Annotated in this window: 14 protein-coding genes; 4 read left to right on the forward strand and 10 right to left on the reverse strand. The window is 65.3% G+C overall.

All coding sequences use genetic code 11. The features are described 5' to 3' along the window. Nucleotides 1–92 precede the first annotated feature (92 nt). The gene (locus GobsT_RS30030; RefSeq protein ID WP_010049132.1) at nt 93–764 is read left to right on the forward strand and encodes a CbiM family transporter; all 672 of its coding nucleotides are present in this window, start codon (nt 93–95) and stop codon (nt 762–764) included. Nucleotides 765–810: 46 nt separating this feature from the next. On the opposite strand, the gene GobsT_RS30035 is transcribed toward GobsT_RS30030, so the two are convergent. The 3 genes from GobsT_RS30035 to GobsT_RS30045 all read right to left on the reverse strand — a co-directional run bounded on the left by GobsT_RS30035 (nt 811) and on the right by GobsT_RS30045 (nt 4,660). Continuing rightward, nucleotides 811–2,751 (reverse strand): endonuclease MutS2, encoded by a 1,941-nt coding sequence (locus tag GobsT_RS30035; RefSeq protein ID WP_010049134.1) that lies wholly within the window; start codon nt 2,749–2,751, stop codon nt 811–813. A gap of 180 nt (nt 2,752–2,931) precedes the next feature. Then, complete coding sequence (locus GobsT_RS30040; protein ID WP_010049137.1) at nt 2,932–3,396, reverse strand: TIGR03067 domain-containing protein; 465 nt, start codon at nt 3,394–3,396, stop codon at nt 2,932–2,934. Nucleotides 3,397–3,484: 88 nt separating this feature from the next. After that, a complete protein-coding gene (locus GobsT_RS30045; RefSeq protein ID WP_010049140.1) occupies nt 3,485–4,660 on the reverse strand; it encodes a class I SAM-dependent methyltransferase in 1,176 nt (391 codons plus the stop codon). A gap of 89 nt (nt 4,661–4,749) precedes the next feature. Between GobsT_RS30045 and GobsT_RS39055 the strand changes: the two genes are divergently transcribed. Further along, entirely contained in the window at nt 4,750–5,007 is a 258-nt protein-coding gene (locus GobsT_RS39055; protein ID WP_010049143.1) for a hypothetical protein, read from the forward strand. 193 nt (nt 5,008–5,200) lie between these two features. Here GobsT_RS39055 and tsaD read toward each other — a convergent pair whose 3' ends face one another. From tsaD to GobsT_RS30065, 3 genes are all read right to left on the reverse strand, one after another. After that, on the reverse strand, nt 5,201–6,214 hold the full coding sequence (tsaD, locus tag GobsT_RS30055) for a tRNA (adenosine(37)-N6)-threonylcarbamoyltransferase complex transferase subunit TsaD (RefSeq protein ID WP_010044881.1): 1,014 nt from the start codon (nt 6,212–6,214) through the stop codon (nt 5,201–5,203). Between the two features lie 74 nt (nt 6,215–6,288). Continuing rightward, complete coding sequence (locus GobsT_RS30060) at nt 6,289–8,031, reverse strand: serine/threonine-protein kinase (RefSeq protein ID WP_010044879.1); 1,743 nt, start codon at nt 8,029–8,031, stop codon at nt 6,289–6,291. A 148-nt stretch (nt 8,032–8,179) separates the two neighbouring features. Further along, nucleotides 8,180–8,725, reverse strand: coding sequence for a DUF4240 domain-containing protein (locus tag GobsT_RS30065; protein WP_010044877.1), 546 nt, complete (start codon nt 8,723–8,725; stop codon nt 8,180–8,182). A 605-nt stretch (nt 8,726–9,330) separates the two neighbouring features. Here GobsT_RS30065 and GobsT_RS30070 point away from each other — a divergent pair. Then, nucleotides 9,331–11,094 (forward strand): methyl-accepting chemotaxis protein, encoded by a 1,764-nt coding sequence (locus GobsT_RS30070; RefSeq protein WP_010044875.1) that lies wholly within the window; start codon nt 9,331–9,333, stop codon nt 11,092–11,094. 215 nt (nt 11,095–11,309) lie between these two features. On the opposite strand, the gene GobsT_RS30075 is transcribed toward GobsT_RS30070, so the two are convergent. Then, nucleotides 11,310–12,575 (reverse strand): hypothetical protein, encoded by a 1,266-nt coding sequence (locus tag GobsT_RS30075; RefSeq protein ID WP_010044873.1) that lies wholly within the window; start codon nt 12,573–12,575, stop codon nt 11,310–11,312. A gap of 239 nt (nt 12,576–12,814) precedes the next feature. Then, nucleotides 12,815–13,672 carry a TatD family hydrolase gene (locus GobsT_RS30080; protein WP_010044870.1) on the reverse strand — a complete coding sequence of 286 codons (858 nt, stop codon included), beginning with the start codon at nt 13,670–13,672 and terminating at the stop codon, nt 12,815–12,817. Nucleotides 13,673–14,420: 748 nt separating this feature from the next. Here GobsT_RS30080 and GobsT_RS30085 point away from each other — a divergent pair. Continuing rightward, nucleotides 14,421–14,897, forward strand: coding sequence for a sulfatase-like hydrolase/transferase (locus tag GobsT_RS30085; RefSeq protein WP_010044866.1), 477 nt, complete (start codon nt 14,421–14,423; stop codon nt 14,895–14,897). A 208-nt stretch (nt 14,898–15,105) separates the two neighbouring features. On the opposite strand, the gene GobsT_RS30090 is transcribed toward GobsT_RS30085, so the two are convergent. Continuing rightward, nucleotides 15,106–15,312: a hypothetical protein gene (locus tag GobsT_RS30090; RefSeq protein WP_148087917.1), complete on the reverse strand. Its 207-nt coding sequence runs from the start codon at nt 15,310–15,312 to the stop codon at nt 15,106–15,108. A 731-nt stretch (nt 15,313–16,043) separates the two neighbouring features. Then, entirely contained in the window at nt 16,044–16,286 is a 243-nt protein-coding gene (locus GobsT_RS30095) for a hypothetical protein (protein WP_010044863.1), read from the reverse strand. Nucleotides 16,287–16,308 lie beyond the last annotated feature (22 nt).

Raw genomic sequence — 16,308 nt, forward strand, 5'->3', positions numbered from 1 at the left:
GTTCGAGTGCCAAGTGCGCTCGGCGGTTCGGTCACGCGGACTGAACACGATCGCATTTGCGGACCAGAGGTCCGCGCTCCAGAAACGCACGCATGCACACAGCACTGTTCGCGGTTCACTTGGGCGATGGGGCGCTTTCCGACGTGTGGTTGGCGTCCGGGTTCGCCGGGATGGCGCTGCTGCTAGCGGTCGCGCTGTACCGGGTGCGCGAGGACGAGGTCCCGCGCATCGGGGTGCTGACGGCCGCGTTCTTCGTGGCGTCGAGCGTTCACATCAAGCTCGCTGTGCTGCCAACGAGCGTTCACCTGATCTTAAACGGTCTGGTGGGTGTGGTGCTGGGGCGCCGCGCTCCGCTGGCGGTATCGATCGGACTGGGATTGCAGTTTGCGTTACTCCAGCACGGCGGTTGGTCCACGTTGGGGCTGAACACGTGCATCGTGGGCGTGCCCGCACTCGCGGCGGGGTTGCTGTACCCGGTGCTGCGCCGGCTGGGCGTGCCGGCGTTCGCTCGCGGCGTGCTGCTCGGGGGCGGTGCCGTTGCGGCCGCAGTCCTGCTGAATTTCGTGGCGCTGCTTCTGGGCGGAAAGTACGAGTGGGAGCGGTTGGCTCAGCTCGTGTTGCTCGCCCACTTGCCTGTTGTGGCCGTGGAAGGGGCGATGCTGGGCGTACTGGTGAGCTATCTGGAAAAGGTGAAGCCGGAGATGCTCGGCTCCGTTCCCGCCCAGCAAGAGCCGGCGAATCAGCCAGAAGACGCTACATGGTAAGTGTTTTGTCACGCGGGCTTGCACACGGCGGCCCGCGTGGCAAACGCTACGCGGGGAAGATCTCTTCAAAAGGGACTTCCCACTGCCCGATGCCAACGCTCACGGTGACTGTCTGCTTCTTGGCGTCCACCTTCACGACCTTTCCGGTCGAGCCGAACCGCTGCACGGTCACCACGGTTCCCGTTTTCAGCGTCGCACGAAGCTCGTTGAGAGCCGCTCGCTCGGCGGCCTGGTTATCGAGCGCCGCACGCTCGCGAGCCAGTTGCTCCTTTTCGCGGTCGGCCTCGTGCCGGGCCGCTAGTGCGTCGACCTTCGCCTGCTCGGCTTCCAGACGCAGCTCTTGAAGTCGGGCCAGTTCGCCGCTCTTCCCCTTGCGCTTCTTGAGGTACTTGTGCGCCTTGCGCAGCAGGTCCTTCGGCAGTTTGAGTCGCCGGGCGATCTTGAGCGCGTTGCTCATCCCGAACTGGCCGATGTGCAGCCGGTAGGTCGGGCGCATCGTCTCGATGTCGAACTCGACGGCCCCGTTCTCGGCCCGGTCGTTGTTGAACGCGTAGGTCTTCAGGTCACCGAGGTGCGTCGTCACGATGGCGCGGCCCCGCACCGAATCGAGCTGATCGAGGATCGCGCGCCCGAGGGCCGCGCCTTCGGTCGGGTCCGTACCCGCGCCCAATTCGTCCAGCAGGATGAGGCTGTGTTCGTCTGCGACCTGGAAGATGGAGCTGATGCGCGTGATGTGTGACGAGAACGTGCTGAGGGACTGTTCCAGACTTTGCTCGTCGCCGATGTCCGCGAGAATGTGGCGGAAGACGGGGACTAAGCTCCCTTCGCCCGCGGGAATGTGCATCCCGCACTGCGCCATGAGACACAAGAGCCCGGTCGTTTTCAGCGTTACCGTTTTGCCGCCGGTGTTGGGTCCGGTAATCACCAGCAGGTTAAACCCGATCCCGAGCCGGATATCGATCGGAACTACCGAGCGCGTTTTGAGCTTGGAACTCGGTGCGGAGCTGCCGGAGCCGGGCGGCGGTGCTTCAGCGACCGGGTCGTTGCGGAACATCGCTTCGAGCAGCGGATGACGGGCTTGCCGGAGCCACAGCTTTCCTTCTGTGTTCACGTCCGGCGGCCACATGTTGAAGTCGCGAGCGTAACGAGCCCTTGCGGTGATGAGGTCCAGCTTCGCGATCACTTCCAGCGAGTAGATCAGCGGCTTCGAGACCTTCCCGACCTCGCTGCTGAGCCGCCGCAGCACCCGCTTCACCTCGCGGTCCTCGTCGGCCTTCAGTTGCACCCGCTCGGCGCTCAGGTTGGCGATGCTGGCGGGCTCGATGAAGACCGTCTCGCCGGTCCCGCTGACGCGGTGGACCACACCATTGACCTTGTGCCGGTGGTTCACCGACACCGGTAACACGTAGTGGTCCCCGTGGACGGTCGCGTTCGGATAGCTCAGGATTTTGCGTAACTCGGGGTCACGCAACAGGCGCCGGATCTCGGCCTTCACCTTCTCATCAAGATCGAAGAGCTTCTGGCGCACCGCGGCCAGGTCGCGACTGGCCATATCGAGGACGTGCCCGCGCCCGTCGATGCACCCCCCAATGGACTTACCGACGGTGCCGAGGTCTTCGATCCCGGAGAGGTGGTCGATGATTCCCGAGAGGTGTTCCGCAAGACGCATCCGGTAGCGGTACATGGCCCCGGTGCAGTTGAGTGCTTCGGCCACCTCAATGAGCTGCTCGGCGGTGAGCATGGTGCCGATTTGAGCCCGGCGCGCGACCAGTCGGACGTCGTGCAGGCCCGCAAATGGCGGCGCCTGGTTCAGCCCGAGCGCCTCGACCATTTCCGTCGTGAGTTGGATTTCCTTGCGGATCGTGCCGGGGTCGAGCGACGGCTCGGTCTGGCGCGCGAGGTCGCGACCGAGGGTGGATGCGGCGTATCCGGCGAGCAGTTCGCGAACCTTCTCGAAGCCGAGGAGATCGAGCGTGTGAGCGTCCATGAGGGCTGGGGCAGCCTGTGTTGCTTCGAGGGTAATCATGATACCCGTGACACGCCCGTAGCGCGGCGGGTTCGGGCAGGTGAATTGTACGCGGCCGGCGAGCGGGGGCACGCGCCCCGAGAGACCTTTCACCTACGGGCAGTGCGTTCCTCGGCGCGCGAGCCCCGCTCTGGTGCGTGATCACTTCGCCTGGCGTGCCCAGGTTTCGAGGAAGTAGTTGCTGCCGGCGGGCGATTCGAACTTGGTCGGTTTGGGCTTATCGACCGGGCCGTAGCACATTTTCAACTGGTTCCCGGCCAACTCGTAGATGCCGTGGCACTTCTTGCCCTTTTGCGGCCCGTCGGCGAACTCGAATGTGATCGCCTTTGGTGCGGTAGCTGCGTCGAGGGTGATGTTTGCTAGCGCCAGGCGGAAGATGATCGGCTTCCCATCTTTGTCCAGTTTCGAGTCCTTGAAGTACAGGAAATACTCGCTCTTATCGAACACCGCGGTCACCTGCTTCATGATCTCCGTGGGCATCATGGCCTTACCTTCGGTCTCGCACTGGAGCGGCTTCCAGTAGCCCTGCACCTTGTCGAGGTCGTTGGCCGGCGCGGGCGCCGGCGGGTTAGCGAGCACCACAGTCGCGAACGTCAGTGCGCTCATCAAGACTCCTATACGAACCATCGCACACCCCCGCGGGTTCCAGGCCGGTTTATCGGGGGTATGGCCGGGCGGGTCGGTTACGTCAATCTCAACCGAGCCGTTCACACACGACCGCAGTGTGCGCCCCCCTCACGCGCGTGAGCAACACCCCTCGGTGTCCCGGGCCTTTGAGCTTCAACTTCTTCACCACCTCGGCCGGGTCCGCGGGCGAGCCGCGGTTGATGACCGTGACCCGCCCGATCTGCCGCTCGCGCAGGTAGTCGCGCAGATGGTTCGGGTGGAACGGGGCCGCGTGCTCAACTCGGTATGCGGTCGCAAAGGCCGTAGGGGCGTGCGCCCCGCCGGTGAGAAGTTGTACCTCGAAGTCGGTCGCTTCGGCGCTCAGGCGTTCCGCAAGTTGAGGAACTAACCCGGCGCGCGTGACCGCCGGATCGGGGTCGTACAGTACTTCACCCACCCGTTCCGCGAGCGGCGGCGGTGGTGACGCTTCGCCTTCACCCGTTAGCGTCTCGCCGGAGGGGAGGACGGTCGCGCGGCGGACCGCCTGGCGCAGCGGCCCGAACCACAATATGCACTCCTTTAGCTCACCGCGCAGCGACACGAACTCGGCCTCTGCGGCGGACGGGATATCGGATTTGGCGACCCCCGGTGCGATTTTCACCCCGAGCGGGAAGTCCGCTCCGAACCGTCCGCGAAGTGCGCCCAGGGAAGGAGAGTAGTCTTCGGGATCGAGAAACCGCCGACCGTTCGCCCGGCGATCCGGGTCCGCGAACGCGGCCCTGGCGTCCGGAAGCGGAGCCGCAAGCGCGTCGCCCGCGATACCGCGCACGCGGTCGGTCACTCCGAGCGCGGCGGCGTTGGCCCCGCACATGGCAACCCGTAATGGGTCAAGATCGACAGCAGCCACCGTCAACCCGGCACGCGCCAAGGCGATCGCATCGGCACCGATCCCGCAGCACAGGTCCGCGACGTTCCCGAACTCCGCGAACCGCCGCGCCCGGTGCCGGCCCACGATTTCACTCGTGGACTGCTCCAGCGCCTCGCGGGTGAAGTACATGAGGGCCGCATCAGCGAACTTCTCGCGGGCTTTAGTTCGCAGCAGGGCGGTTTCGAGTGCGGCCTGGGCGAGGGCCGGTGCGTGGTGCTTTCGGAGCGTTGCTGCGCACGTAAGAAACGTGGTTTCCGTCGGTTGGAGTGAAACGGCCTGGCGCAGTAATCGCTGCCCCGTGGGGCTCAGCAACTCGCGAAACGTTTCCAGGTCCATTGACGCGCCCTGCACTCGACGTTCGTGTGTCCGACCGATACCCTAAACCGAATCAGTCAAGGGCACACACACAGCATAAGGAGTCGATAATGGGGAACCCCGCAAGCGATACCCGGAAGGCGACCGAAAAGCGCCGCAAGCGGTACGAAGCCCGCCTCGGGCCGGGCGTCTACCTTCCGAAGCAAGAACGCCTTGCCGTGAACGCCGAGATGGAAAAATTCGCCGCGGCCGAGAAGGAACGGCTCGCCAAGGTGAAGGCCGAACGCGAAGCCAAGCGGAAAGCGAAGAAGGCCGCTCCGAAGCCGGCCGCCGCGCCCGCTCCTGCTCCCGAAGAAGCCAAGGCATAAAACCAAGAGCAAGAGTATTCACCGCAGAGAGCACGGGAGGGCGCGGAGAGAAGGCACCAAGAGAGTTAACTGAACTCTTTTCTTATGCCTCCTCTCTGCGCCTTCCCGTGCTCTCTGCGGTGAATACTCTTTACCACGCCCTCCACACCAACCGACACTACCGCGCCCTCTCTCCGCGGTGAATACTCTTCTATCAAAGCCAGTTAGGCTCGGCGTCCAGGTCGTCGGGCGCGAACGCACCCTGCTTCCATTTCTCGACCGCCAGCGCGGCCATTGCGGCGTTGTCCGTACACAGCGACAGCGGGGGAATGAACAGGTCCGCTCCCTCTTTCTTGCACATCGCTTCCAGCGCGGCTCGAAGCGGCTTGTTCGCGCTCACGCCGCCCCCAACGGCGAGCCGGGCGAGACCTGTTTTGCGCAGCGCTTGCTTGCACTTCATCGCGAGCACATCGACCACCGCCGACTGAAAGCTCGCCGCGAGGTCGGCCCGCTTCTGCCCGGGTCCCGGCGGGGTGGCGCGTTTCACGTCCTGTCCGTGGCACGCGTACATCACTGCCGTCTTCAGCCCGCTGAAGCTGAACTCCAGCCGGCCGTCGTGGATGAACGAGCGCGGGAAATCGTGCGCCTTGGGGTTCCCCGCCGCCGCCTCGCGCTCGACCGCCGGCCCGCCCGGGAAGCCGAGTCCCAGAATCGCGGCCACCTTATCGAACGCCTCGCCCGCGGCGTCGTCGCGGGTGCCGCCGAGCAACTCCATCGACAGCGCGGTGTCGCACCGGAACAGCGCCGTGTGCCCGCCGCTCACCACGAGCCCGACGCACGGGAAAATGTCGCGGCCCGCGGCCAGCCGGCACGCGAAGATGTGGCTCGCAACGTGATTCACGGCGATCAGCGGAACCCCCAGCCCGAACGCAAGCGCTTTCGCCGCACTCACACCCACCAGCAGCGCCCCGACCAGACCGGGGGTGTTATGAACCGCCACACAGCCGATGTCTTTCAACCCGATGTGGGCACGCGCGAGCGCGTCGTCGACGACCGGAAGCAGGCTCCGCAAGTGCGCGCGGGACGCGATCTCGGGAACGACCCCGCCGAATCGAGCGTGCAGGTCCGTTTGCGACGCCACCACACTGGACAGCACTTGCAGTTCGTCCGTGAACACCGCAGCCGCAGTTTCGTCGCACGAAGTTTCGAGGGCCAAGAAGTACGTCACTCGGTTCGTCCCTGGGGCCGCGAGCATCTTGCCCGCACGGCGCGCGGCGAACGCGTTCCCGGTGCTTTGCCGCGCTACAGAACCAGTGTAGCAGAGGGCGCGGCGCTCGCGGTCCCGGTAGTTGGCGGCTCCCACCACTGCGCCGCCAGCGCCGCGGTCCACTCGGTGCTGCACGCGCACGCCGCAAGTGCGGCTTCCAGTGCGCATGCGGTTTGAAATCGCTCCGCCGGCTCTTTCGCCAGGCACTTCGCGACTACGCCGGCGAGGTCGGCCGGCACGCTGGGGCGAACGGAGCGCACGTCCGGGGCCGGCTGTGTCAGGTGCGCGTTAATCAGCTTGCCGACGCTCGTGCCCTCGAACGGCGGCCGCCCGGTGAGGCAGAAGAACGCTACCGCGCCGAGCGAGTACAGGTCGCCGCGCGGGTCCACGCTCTCGCCGGCGGCCTGCTCGGGGCACATGTACGCCGGCGTGCCCAGGACCGTCCCGGCGCGGGTGATCTTCACGTCGCTCGAAGAGCCGTGGTCCTGGACCAGTCCGAAGTCGAGTAGCTTGGCCACGTCACGCTGCCCGCCGAGGGAGGCAATGATAATGTTGGCGGGCTTCAGGTCGCGGTGGACCATCCCGGCCCGGTGCGCCTCCGACAGCGCGCCGCACAACTGCCGCAGCAGGTACACCGCGCGGCCGACGGCCAGCGGCCCCCGGTCCTTCACCAAGCGGTCGAGGGTCGGCCCTTCGAGGTACTCCATCACGTAGTAGAAGCTGCCGTCGTTGCCGCGCCCGTAGTCGTAGATGCGGACCGTGTTGAAGTGCGTGAGGCCGGTAACGGCCCGCACCTCGCGCTCGAACCGGGCGGCGGTGGCGGGCTCGGAAGCCAGATCGGCCCGCACGAACTTCATGGCGCACGGCCGCTTCAGCAGCCGGTGCTCGGCGAGCCACACCTCGCCCATCCCGCCCTCACCGAGCCGCTTGCGCAGCGTGTACGCGCCCAACTGCTTCAGCTCGCGCACCGCGTCGAACGCTTGCCGCTGGAGCGTACTCGAGCGGGCGGCGCTGAACACCGCGATCACGCCGGCCATGAACAGCGGCAGCGCCGTCGTCGGGAGCACGTACGCGAGCGTCGGCCGCACCATCGGGTTGGCGGCCGCGGCCATCGCCGTGGCCACAAGCGGCACCGAGATCAGCACCGCCGACCCGATCAGGCTGCGGCGGCGGGTGTTCGGAATGAGCACGCCGTACAGCACGATCGCGAACAGCAGCGGCAGCCCCGTCATCAGCGAGTTGAACCGGTAAAGCAGGTGATGGTACCGCGCGTCCGGCGACGGGGCCGCGTCGGTTTCGAGCACCACGAACCGGGCAACGAACCCGGCGCCGGCGATGATACCGAACTCGGTCACCTCAACCGCCCGGAGCGCCGTGAGCGACGCCCCTGGATACCGAATCAGGAACCCCAGCCCCACGACGCTCTGAGCGAACACGAGCAGCGGGAGCCCGACCGCCCAGCGCCCCAACCCGGCCTCTTCCGGAACCGGCGCAAGCCCCGTGAGCCCCAGGAAGGCGACCGCGCCGGTCACGAGCCCGATCGAGCCGTGTGTGACCAGTAACCGCTTGCGCAGGAGTTGCCGCGTCTCTTCGGCGAACCCGGCCGACCCCGTCGATACGGTGCGCGGCGGCATCACGCTGGTTTGGGCGCCCGCCGGGTTTTGCGGCGCGGGCCGCACGAGTGTCTCGTCGACCGTGCTCGGAACCGGGCGTACCGCGGTCGCCTCGGGCGCCCCATCGGGCGGACGAACGGCGGTGACGTCCGATGGATCGGGCATGTGCGGCAACTCAGCGCAGGTGGGCTTCAGAATAAGATATAACATGCTTTGCCCGCGCCGTTGAAACGCCGGAGGTCGTGGCGGCGGGCGGACAGAGCTTTTGCCTGGAACCGCCCTTCCCTGTGCGGCCGGCTCGCCACGGCCGGGGTTACGACGTTCCCTCTTCGTTCGGCCCCTCGGGCGGTACAAGGTACAGATGGCACAGCTTCGGGAACCGCTTGCGCATCTCGTCGGGGTCATCGAAGTCCCAGTCGGTACCCTCGGGCGGTGGCGGCGGGGCGTTCTCCTCGGCGCGGTCGAGTCGCGCGTAGAAGTCGCTCATCCCAGTCTTCTCTTCGTACACCCGTAGCGCGGAGGCATCCAGCCCGAACCCGTCCACCGGGTCGCCGTCGAGGATGTCGGCGAGCGAGTCCGGGTTCTTCAGCGCGTGTTCGTAGGCGTGCCGCCCGCGGCCCACCAGCCACACCCGGAAGTCCCGGAACCCGTCGTCCGAGCAGCCGCCGTTGATGAGGTGTGCGGCGCCCCACAGGTCGATGAGGTTCGCGGAACTGATGGCCTCGTCGAACTTGACCTGGAACTCGATCACTTCGAACCACTTAAGATCGCCGAGCCGCTCCTTGAGGGCCTCGAAGTGGTCGATCGCGTCCGGCCGGTAGGCGTCTTCGATTACCTTCCAGAACGATTTCCAGTCCATCGCGCACCTCATTACGGTACGGCGTGCCGGGGCATCATCTGGCCGCGCCGCGGTGCAAGTATAGGGCTGCCAAGCCATTTTGGGTGAAACCGGGTCGGCTGCCACACGCGGCCCCGCGCAATACGGCATCAAGGCCAACCGAATCGAGGCGGATCTCGGTGAAAGTGTGGAAGCACCTTCGACACTTTTCGAGCCACCTGAAAGTTGCGCCAAGAGTGGATCTCAGTCAGCCGGTATCTGATCCGAATCAAGCAAGAGCCGCGAATCGCGCCCCTGACCGGCCCGGCTGTGAACCTATTATGCCCGGCTCACTTACACCGCATCGCGCCGGGCGCCCTTCGGGCTGAACCGCTTTACACCCGCCATCACCCGACAGAGCTAATTCTGTTCCATTGGAGAACCTCGGGCAAATCCGGTGCACTATCACCGAACAATATTCTTGACAGGAGAAATACCGACAAAAAGAGTGTATACTCTAATTAGCGACAACATCATCACAGCCTTCACCTGCTTCAAAAACAGACAAGTGTCAACGCGTCGCCGCCCCGCGTGAGAACCCTTCGCGGCGACAGCCCCGTCGACCGAACACTCACTAGAGGATCTTCATGGGACTCTTGAGCCGTTTGTTCAAGGCCGCATCGGGAGCGACAGGCGACGTCACCAGCCCCCCTTCGCACACCGGGCACCGGTTGCCCATCGAAGTGCCGGTCCAGATCCTCGACGCGATTAAATTCAACGTCATGTACTGCGACACGCAGTTCGTGATCCGGTACGCCAACCCGGCGACCATACAAACGCTCAAGCGACTTCAGCAATATTTGCCGATCCCCGCGGAATCGCTTGTGGGCAGTTCGATCGATGTGTTCCACAAGCGCCCGGCGCACCAGCGAGGGGTGCTGGCGAGCGCGAGCACGATCCCCCCGGTGACGAACATCCGTGTTGGGCCGGAAACGCTCGAGTTGCGCGTTCAACCGGTGTTCTCCGTTACGGGCGCTCGGCTCGGGACGCTCGTCACCTGGGACGTGATCACCCGGCAACTGGAACTGGAAGCCACCAACACGGACTCCCGTGGGCAGATCGAGTCGATTAAACGGTCCTTTGCCGTGATCGAATTTGAAATGAACGGCAACGTCCGGACCGCCAACGATGTCTTTCTCAAAGCGATGGGGTACACGCTGGCCGAGATCAAAGGGCGGCACCACAGCATGTTTGTGGACCAAGCGTACGCGGCCAGCGCCGAGTATCGGGAGTTTTGGGCCAAGCTGAACCGGGGCGAATCGGTGATCCGGGAGCTCAAACGGGTGGACAAGGCCGGGCAAGAGGTCTGGCTCCAGGCCTCGTACAACCCCATCATGGGGGCCGACGGCAAGCCCTACAAGGTGGTGAAATTCGCCACCGACCTGACCGAGCAGAAGCGCAAAGCCGGAGCGATCCTCAGCGCGGTCAACCGTATGGCCAGCGGCGACTTCGCTCAGACCGTCCCGTCGCTCGGGGATGACCTGTTGGCCCAAGTCGGCACCGCGCTCAACGAGGCGATCGGTGCGGTCCGCTCTGCCCTGGAGAGCGTGCGGGAGGTGTCCGAACAGTTGGCCGATGCGGCCGCACAACTGTCGAGCGCCAGCGAAGAGATCTCCACGGGCGCGCAGCAGCAGGCGAGCAGCCTGGAGGAGACAGCGAGCACGCTGCACGAGATCACGGCCACGGTGCGGCAGAGCGCCGACAGCGCGCAGCAAGCCCGGCAGTTGGCTAACGGGTCCCGCGAGGTAGCCGAGAGGGGCGGCTCGGTCGTGAGCGGGGCGGTGGAAGCGATGGGCGAGATCAACGCGTCCAGCAAGAAGATCGCGGAGATCATCACGACCATCGACGAGATCGCGTTCCAGACCAACCTCCTCGCCCTCAACGCCGCCGTCGAGGCCGCTCGCGCCGGCGAGCAGGGGCGCGGGTTCGCCGTGGTCGCGGCCGAGGTCCGCAACCTGGCCCAGCGGTCCGCCACCGCCGCCAAGGAGATCAAGGGGTTGATCGGCGACAGCGTTAAAAAGGTGGACGCCGGTACCGACCTGGTGAACCGGTCCGGCGCGACCCTGGCGGAGATCGTGTCCAGCGTCAAGCGGGTCACCGAGATCGTGGCCGAGATCGCCTCGGCCAGCAAGGACCAGGCGTCGGGGATCGAACAAGTGAACAAGGCGGTGGGCCAGATGGACACCGTCACCCAGCGGAACGCCTCCCAGACCGAGGAGATGAGCGCCACCGCCCAAACACTCACGGATCAGGCCGCACAGCTCCGCGAACTCGTGGCCCGGTTCAAACTCGGGGCCGTGAACCGGCCGTCGGCACGCAAAGCGTCGCCGAAGGCCAGAAGCTACGGCTAGCCGGTAGAAGGTCTGTGGCACGCACTTCACAAGCGAACATCCGACAAGAAGCCCACACAGCTCAAGCCAAACAACGAAACAAACGTCGTCACGCAGCGGGTGACGCCCTCGCGCCGATGCGGCCTTGGATCGACCGATCCGGTCCCGGGCGGGCGTGTGCCCCACCCCGGGCACAGCCGGCAGCCGCGACCGGTAGCCCCTCCCCTGCCCCGCGCTCAGATGCCCAGCAACTCGCGACCGGCCTTAGCGGAGCGCCGGTCGGGCGCCCGCGGGTCGTCGGTCACTTCCAGTTCCCAGCAGCAGTGCAGGCCGTACACGTCTTCCGGGCTCATATCGGCGTGGGCCTCGCCGATCAGCGCCGCCGGGATCGAGCCGACCATACCTAACCCGATGAAGTCGGTGCCGTCGCCGTTGAGCCCGGTGTACGTGTACCGGAGCAGCCACACCTGGCGCCGGTCGTCGGTGGGGACCCAGTTGAGTTCGCGCGTGTCGAACAGCTCGATGTGCGTTGGTGGGCCGGTAAACTCGCCCGCGTGGGCCAGCCAGTCGCACATCACGGCCTGCGCCTCGAAGTCCGGCTCCGCGGCCGTCGGCGGGATGCGGTCCGCGCGGTCGAGGTCGCGCAGGTGCTGTTGCGCGGCCAGGCTGTAGCGCGGGTCCTCGCACAGGCGCGCCAGGAACGTGAGCCCCGCGGTGCCCCCGCGCGAGGCGCCGGCCTGCGCCGCCTCCATCTGCACCCCGACATCGGGGTGGTCCATCGCCAGCGCCGTCAGCGTGTTCCGGGCCGCTACGCTGATAAACGGCAGCGCCGCCGCCGCGCTCCGAGCGTAGCTGAAGTTGTCGGCGTCGGAGTCGGCGAGCCACGCTTCGAGCCGCTTGTGGCCCTCTGCGGTGTCGAACGGGTGCGCGGTGACCGTCCCGCCGCGGGCGGCCGTGTTGGCGAGATCGAGGAACGCGACCGCGGCGAAGTCCGACGGCAGCGGTTCACGCAGTTGGTCGATGAACGCGCCGACCAGCGGGTGCCCGTCCTCCGCGTACACCCCGAACACCACCTCCCACATGTACTCGTCGGGGAACCGACGCACGGCCGCCGCGACGCGCTCCAACCCCGGTTGGGAGACGTAGACCGCGAGCATCTTGCACACCGTCAGTAACGCCTCCGGGTCGGCGCCGGGAACCGCGATGGCGAGGTCGAACAGCCGGACGAGTTCCGGCGTGCCCCGGTCGCGCAGGAACCGCGTGGCGTCGTCGGTGGCCTCGTTCTGGAACAGTTGCGCGAGCGCCTGGAGCGGCACGCCGTTTCCGGGGGTGAGCAGCCGTTTCACGTCCGCTTGCTCGCGAAGCACCGCCACGAACTCCTCCGCGTCGCGGAGCGTGAGCTCCGTGTCTTCCCAGGGTTCAAGGGCTTCGGCGAGCGACGCCCCCGGGTTGGCGAGCGCGGTGCGGATCGTGTCGGAGAGGCTCAAATTGCGACGGGCCATGTCGTGCGTTCGTCCGTGTGCGGTTTCAAGTTGAAGAGGCGTCGGGTCACAAATCCAGTCGCTTCACGTTTCAAGTTCCAGGTTCCAAGTAGGAACCGACTCGGCACAAACTCCAGACCGCTCGTGTGCCTTTTGGCGTTACGTGAAACCTGGAACGTGAAACTGCTGAAGTCCTAACGTCATCATCCGGTGAGGCCGTGCGACGGTGCAGCATTCGGCCCGACGGCCGGGGACCAGCGTTAGTAGCCGGCCTTGGCTTTGGCGAGTGCGACGCCGTTCGTGCTGGGCTCCGGTGGCCACTCCGTCCAGTTGTTCGCCTGGCGCCAGAAGGTGAGCGGGTTCTCGTACACCACCTTCCGGATGTCGGCCTCGGAGTGACCGCGGCGCTTCATCTCCTGGATCAGTTCGGGCACCGCGAGCGGGTCGGACCGCCCCCAGTCGCCGGCCGAGTTCGCCATGATCCGCTCGGTGCCCACCATCTCGATGATGTCGGCCGCGCGGGCGGGGGTACACTTCGAGACCGGGTACAGCGTCATCCCGCACCAGAACCCGTTGTCGAGAGCCAACTTAACCGTGTGCTCCTCGACGTGATCGACGCACACCCGCTCGGGCTTCACCCGCGAGTCGCCCTTGAGCATGTCCACGATCATCCGCGTCCCCTTGTACTTGTCCTCAAGGTGCGGGGTGTGGATCAGGACCAGTTCGTTGGTCTTCGCGGCCAGGTCGAGGTGCTCCTGGAAGATGATCGCCTCGTTGCGGGTGTTCTTGTTGAGCCCGATCTCGCCGATCCCGAGCACGCCGGGGCGCGACAGGAACTCGGGGATCATGGCAATCACCTCGCGGGACAGCGAGACGTTCTCGGCCTCCTTGGCGTTGATGCACAGCCACGAGTAGTGCTTGATGCCGAACTGGGCGGCGCGTTTCGGCTCGAACTCGGTGAGGTGCCGGAAGTAGTCGTGGAACCCCTGTGCGGAGCCACGATCGAACCCGGCCCAGAACGCGGGCTCGGAGATCGCGGCGCACTGCGCGTAGGCCATCCGCTGGTAGTCGTCGGTGGTCCGCGAAATCATGTGGATGTGCGGGTCGATGTATTTCACCGTGACTCGATCTCCTTGAAGGCCAATGTGTTGCGTTCCGCTTCGCGCCGGGTTTCGTCGTCAAATGCCGAAGCCGCACGCCGGTGCAGACCAAATTCCATCTGCTACCAGCACCGGAACGTGTTCCCATTTAGGGAGTCGTTATCGACTCGGCGGTCCGCAGTTCGGGTATTTTCTACCCCCATTATCCCCCGGTGCGGCAGTTTCAGAAGCCCGATGCCGTCAGGATGTGCCGTCGGCGTCCAGTTCTAACCCGAGAGGCGAAGCCGCCCACCGAGTCTAGATCGACACAAAATGCGTCCGGGCAAATTGTTACGCCCTTCGCCACGTCCCGCTGACGTTTGATCTCGGTTCGTCCCGGGGCTCGTATTTCGGGCTCAGGACCGGCGATTCCTGGGTAGCGACCACCCAGCGAACGAGCAGCGAATTGGTAGTCGGCCGCCAGCGAATGTCCAGTCCGCGACCCATCAGTGCTGCATCAGCCGGTGCCGTGCTGTAACCCCCGTTACAGCGTTTGCTGAAAGCCCCACCGTCCACGCCGCCGGTGCGGTGGTGCGGTGGCCTTCACGCTCACCCTTAAGATACCGATGGCACGCGGCCCGAAATGCTTCGCCACGGCTCACGCGGGTCGAAGGTAACGGGATTGCTGGGAAGGCGAGCTGTGCCACCTTTGCGTGACGGTCGCGCTCGGGTCGGCGTGGCGAAGGCGTTGACCGGGAAGGCAGTCATCCGGAGTAGAATCACGGCCATGAACAAGCCGCTCCTGATAGCCGTTCTCCTCACACTCTTGGCAGGCCGAGCGGGGGCTGCGGACGCGCCGCACGTCGTTGTCTTTCTTGCCGACGACCTCGGATGGGGCGATTGCTCACCGTATGGCGGTAAGGACGTGCCGACGCCGAACATGGTCCGGCTCGCGGCCGACGGGGTGACGCTCACGCACGCGTTCGTCGCGTCGCCGAGCTGCACCCCGAGTCGGGCGGCGCGGCTCACCGGCCTCGACCCGATGCGCAACGGCGCCATGCTCAACCACGCCCGGCCTGCCGAAGAGCTGTTCGACCTGAACGCCGACCCGTGGGAGCTGAAGAACCTGGCCGCCGATCCGAAGCACGCCGGCCGGCTGAAAACACTTCGCACTGATCTCGACGCGTGGATGAAGGCCCAGGGCGACGAGGGGAGGAAAACCGAACGCGCACTGCCCAACCCGCAACCCATGAAGAAGAAGTAGCCGCGGCACGTGCCGAATCTGATTCACGGTCCGGGTGGTGGTGTCTGTTTCTTGTGGCACAGACATTCCTGTCTGTGCAGCGCGAGAACGCCGCACAGACAGGAATGTCTGTGCCACGAAGACAAGACCAAAGCAAGCACAAGTAACCGGATCGTGTATGAGGCGCGAGAAGTCGAAGAGACTGGCTCAGGTGAGCGATGGCACCGAATCACCGGTTCAGATGGCCCTCGTCCCAGAGCTGACGCACGTCTTCGTCGGAGGTGTTGGGGTATCCGGCGGCGCGCACCGCAGCCGCTACCTGTTCGGGTGTCGCCAGTGCTCCGAGCCTTACTCGCGTTTCCAACACGAGGCACGGTAACCCGGGATTCAGCTCTTCCGTTTGTGGCGTGCCGGCGCTCGATGTGTCGTTCGCCATGTTGGCCTCCCGAAACCGGAAATGAGAGCAGCGGTTGAGCTGCGACGGGCAGTCACCACGGAACTCGTTGTGACCCGTTGAGGTGTTGCACTTCTTGCGCCACCGGGTAACAAGGCCACTGCCGGAAGGAGCGGCTGTGCGACCGATTGAGCGAGTAGTGATGGTGATGAGGGTGGCCCGGCGGTTACCCGTCTGCTAACGCAGGCGGGTGGCGTTCGCACTCAAGACACGTATTTCTGGGGAGGGTGTAAAAACCGCTCGGACCGGAGAGGCGGGCTCAAGGGCGGCCTCCTCCGGTCCGGCGGTGTTCCGAGGGCGAACTCGGAACGCATCTGAACGTGTTCGGGAAAACCCGGTTGGGCGGACCGGGTAAATCGCGACCGGAGACCGCTGGGCGATCAGGGCGAGGTTGGGCGAACGGCCGGTGCGATGAGCTTCTCAAATAGCATGTATGGTGCCAGCGAAAACGTTTTTCACCATTTCCACCGCAACACACACGCTGCAAACAACTTAATGCCACGCAGCAACGATTCGCGATATTTCATTCTGAGTCGGAATCTTCGACACGTCCTCGTAAGGAGTCGATTTTTTCGACTCTCATGTTTGATTCCGACACCAAGCGCGGCTATAGTTCTTTCAGACCGGCCGCGATTGCCACACTGAATGGGCGACAGTGTGACAGTTAGCGGCCGGTCCTTTTTTGCGCACTGGTTAGAACTGGTTAGAACTGATTAGAACTGCCGGATCTCCACTCGATACCCTTCTAACCGCAATCGGATAGCGACCACTTCGGCGCGGGCGTGCAGGTGATAGACCCCGTGACTCGTCCACTTTCCGCCGCGTGTGGCGAGCACCTCGAACCGATGGTGAGGCAGGATGGTCGGGGCGCCGGCATCGGCGGTGGAAGCCGTTGCCGCCCAACCCGTCAGAGTCACGACCGCGAGCACAACCGTCGGCAGCAGTTTGCGAAACATGTTCGGGCTCCTCGTGAGCGTT

The sequence above is a fragment of the Gemmata obscuriglobus genome (assembly GCF_008065095.1).
Taxonomy (GTDB): domain Bacteria; phylum Planctomycetota; class Planctomycetia; order Gemmatales; family Gemmataceae; genus Gemmata; species Gemmata obscuriglobus.

What these genes read in the sequence shown, in the direction of transcription:
- GobsT_RS30045 (WP_010049140.1), bottom strand. Translation starts at nt 4,660, where the DNA reads ATGGACCTGGAAACGTTTCGCGAGTTGCTGAGCCCCACGGGGCAGCGA.
- GobsT_RS30065 (WP_010044877.1), bottom strand. Translation starts at nt 8,725, where the DNA reads ATGGACTGGAAATCGTTCTGGAAGGTAATCGAAGACGCCTACCGGCCG.
- GobsT_RS30095 (WP_010044863.1), bottom strand. Translation starts at nt 16,286, where the DNA reads ATGTTTCGCAAACTGCTGCCGACGGTTGTGCTCGCGGTCGTGACTCTG.
- GobsT_RS30030 (WP_010049132.1), top strand. Translation starts at nt 93, where the DNA reads ATGCACACAGCACTGTTCGCGGTTCACTTGGGCGATGGGGCGCTTTCC.
- GobsT_RS39055 (WP_010049143.1), top strand. Translation starts at nt 4,750, where the DNA reads ATGGGGAACCCCGCAAGCGATACCCGGAAGGCGACCGAAAAGCGCCGC.
- GobsT_RS30090 (WP_148087917.1), bottom strand. Translation starts at nt 15,312, where the DNA reads ATGGCGAACGACACATCGAGCGCCGGCACGCCACAAACGGAAGAGCTG.
- GobsT_RS30060 (WP_010044879.1), bottom strand. Translation starts at nt 8,031, where the DNA reads ATGCCCGATCCATCGGACGTCACCGCCGTTCGTCCGCCCGATGGGGCG.
- GobsT_RS30040 (WP_010049137.1), bottom strand. Translation starts at nt 3,396, where the DNA reads ATGAGCGCACTGACGTTCGCGACTGTGGTGCTCGCTAACCCGCCGGCG.
- GobsT_RS30070 (WP_010044875.1), top strand. Translation starts at nt 9,331, where the DNA reads ATGGGACTCTTGAGCCGTTTGTTCAAGGCCGCATCGGGAGCGACAGGC.
- GobsT_RS30085 (WP_010044866.1), top strand. Translation starts at nt 14,421, where the DNA reads ATGAACAAGCCGCTCCTGATAGCCGTTCTCCTCACACTCTTGGCAGGC.
- GobsT_RS30035 (WP_010049134.1), bottom strand. Translation starts at nt 2,751, where the DNA reads ATGGACGCTCACACGCTCGATCTCCTCGGCTTCGAGAAGGTTCGCGAA.
- GobsT_RS30075 (WP_010044873.1), bottom strand. Translation starts at nt 12,575, where the DNA reads ATGGCCCGTCGCAATTTGAGCCTCTCCGACACGATCCGCACCGCGCTC.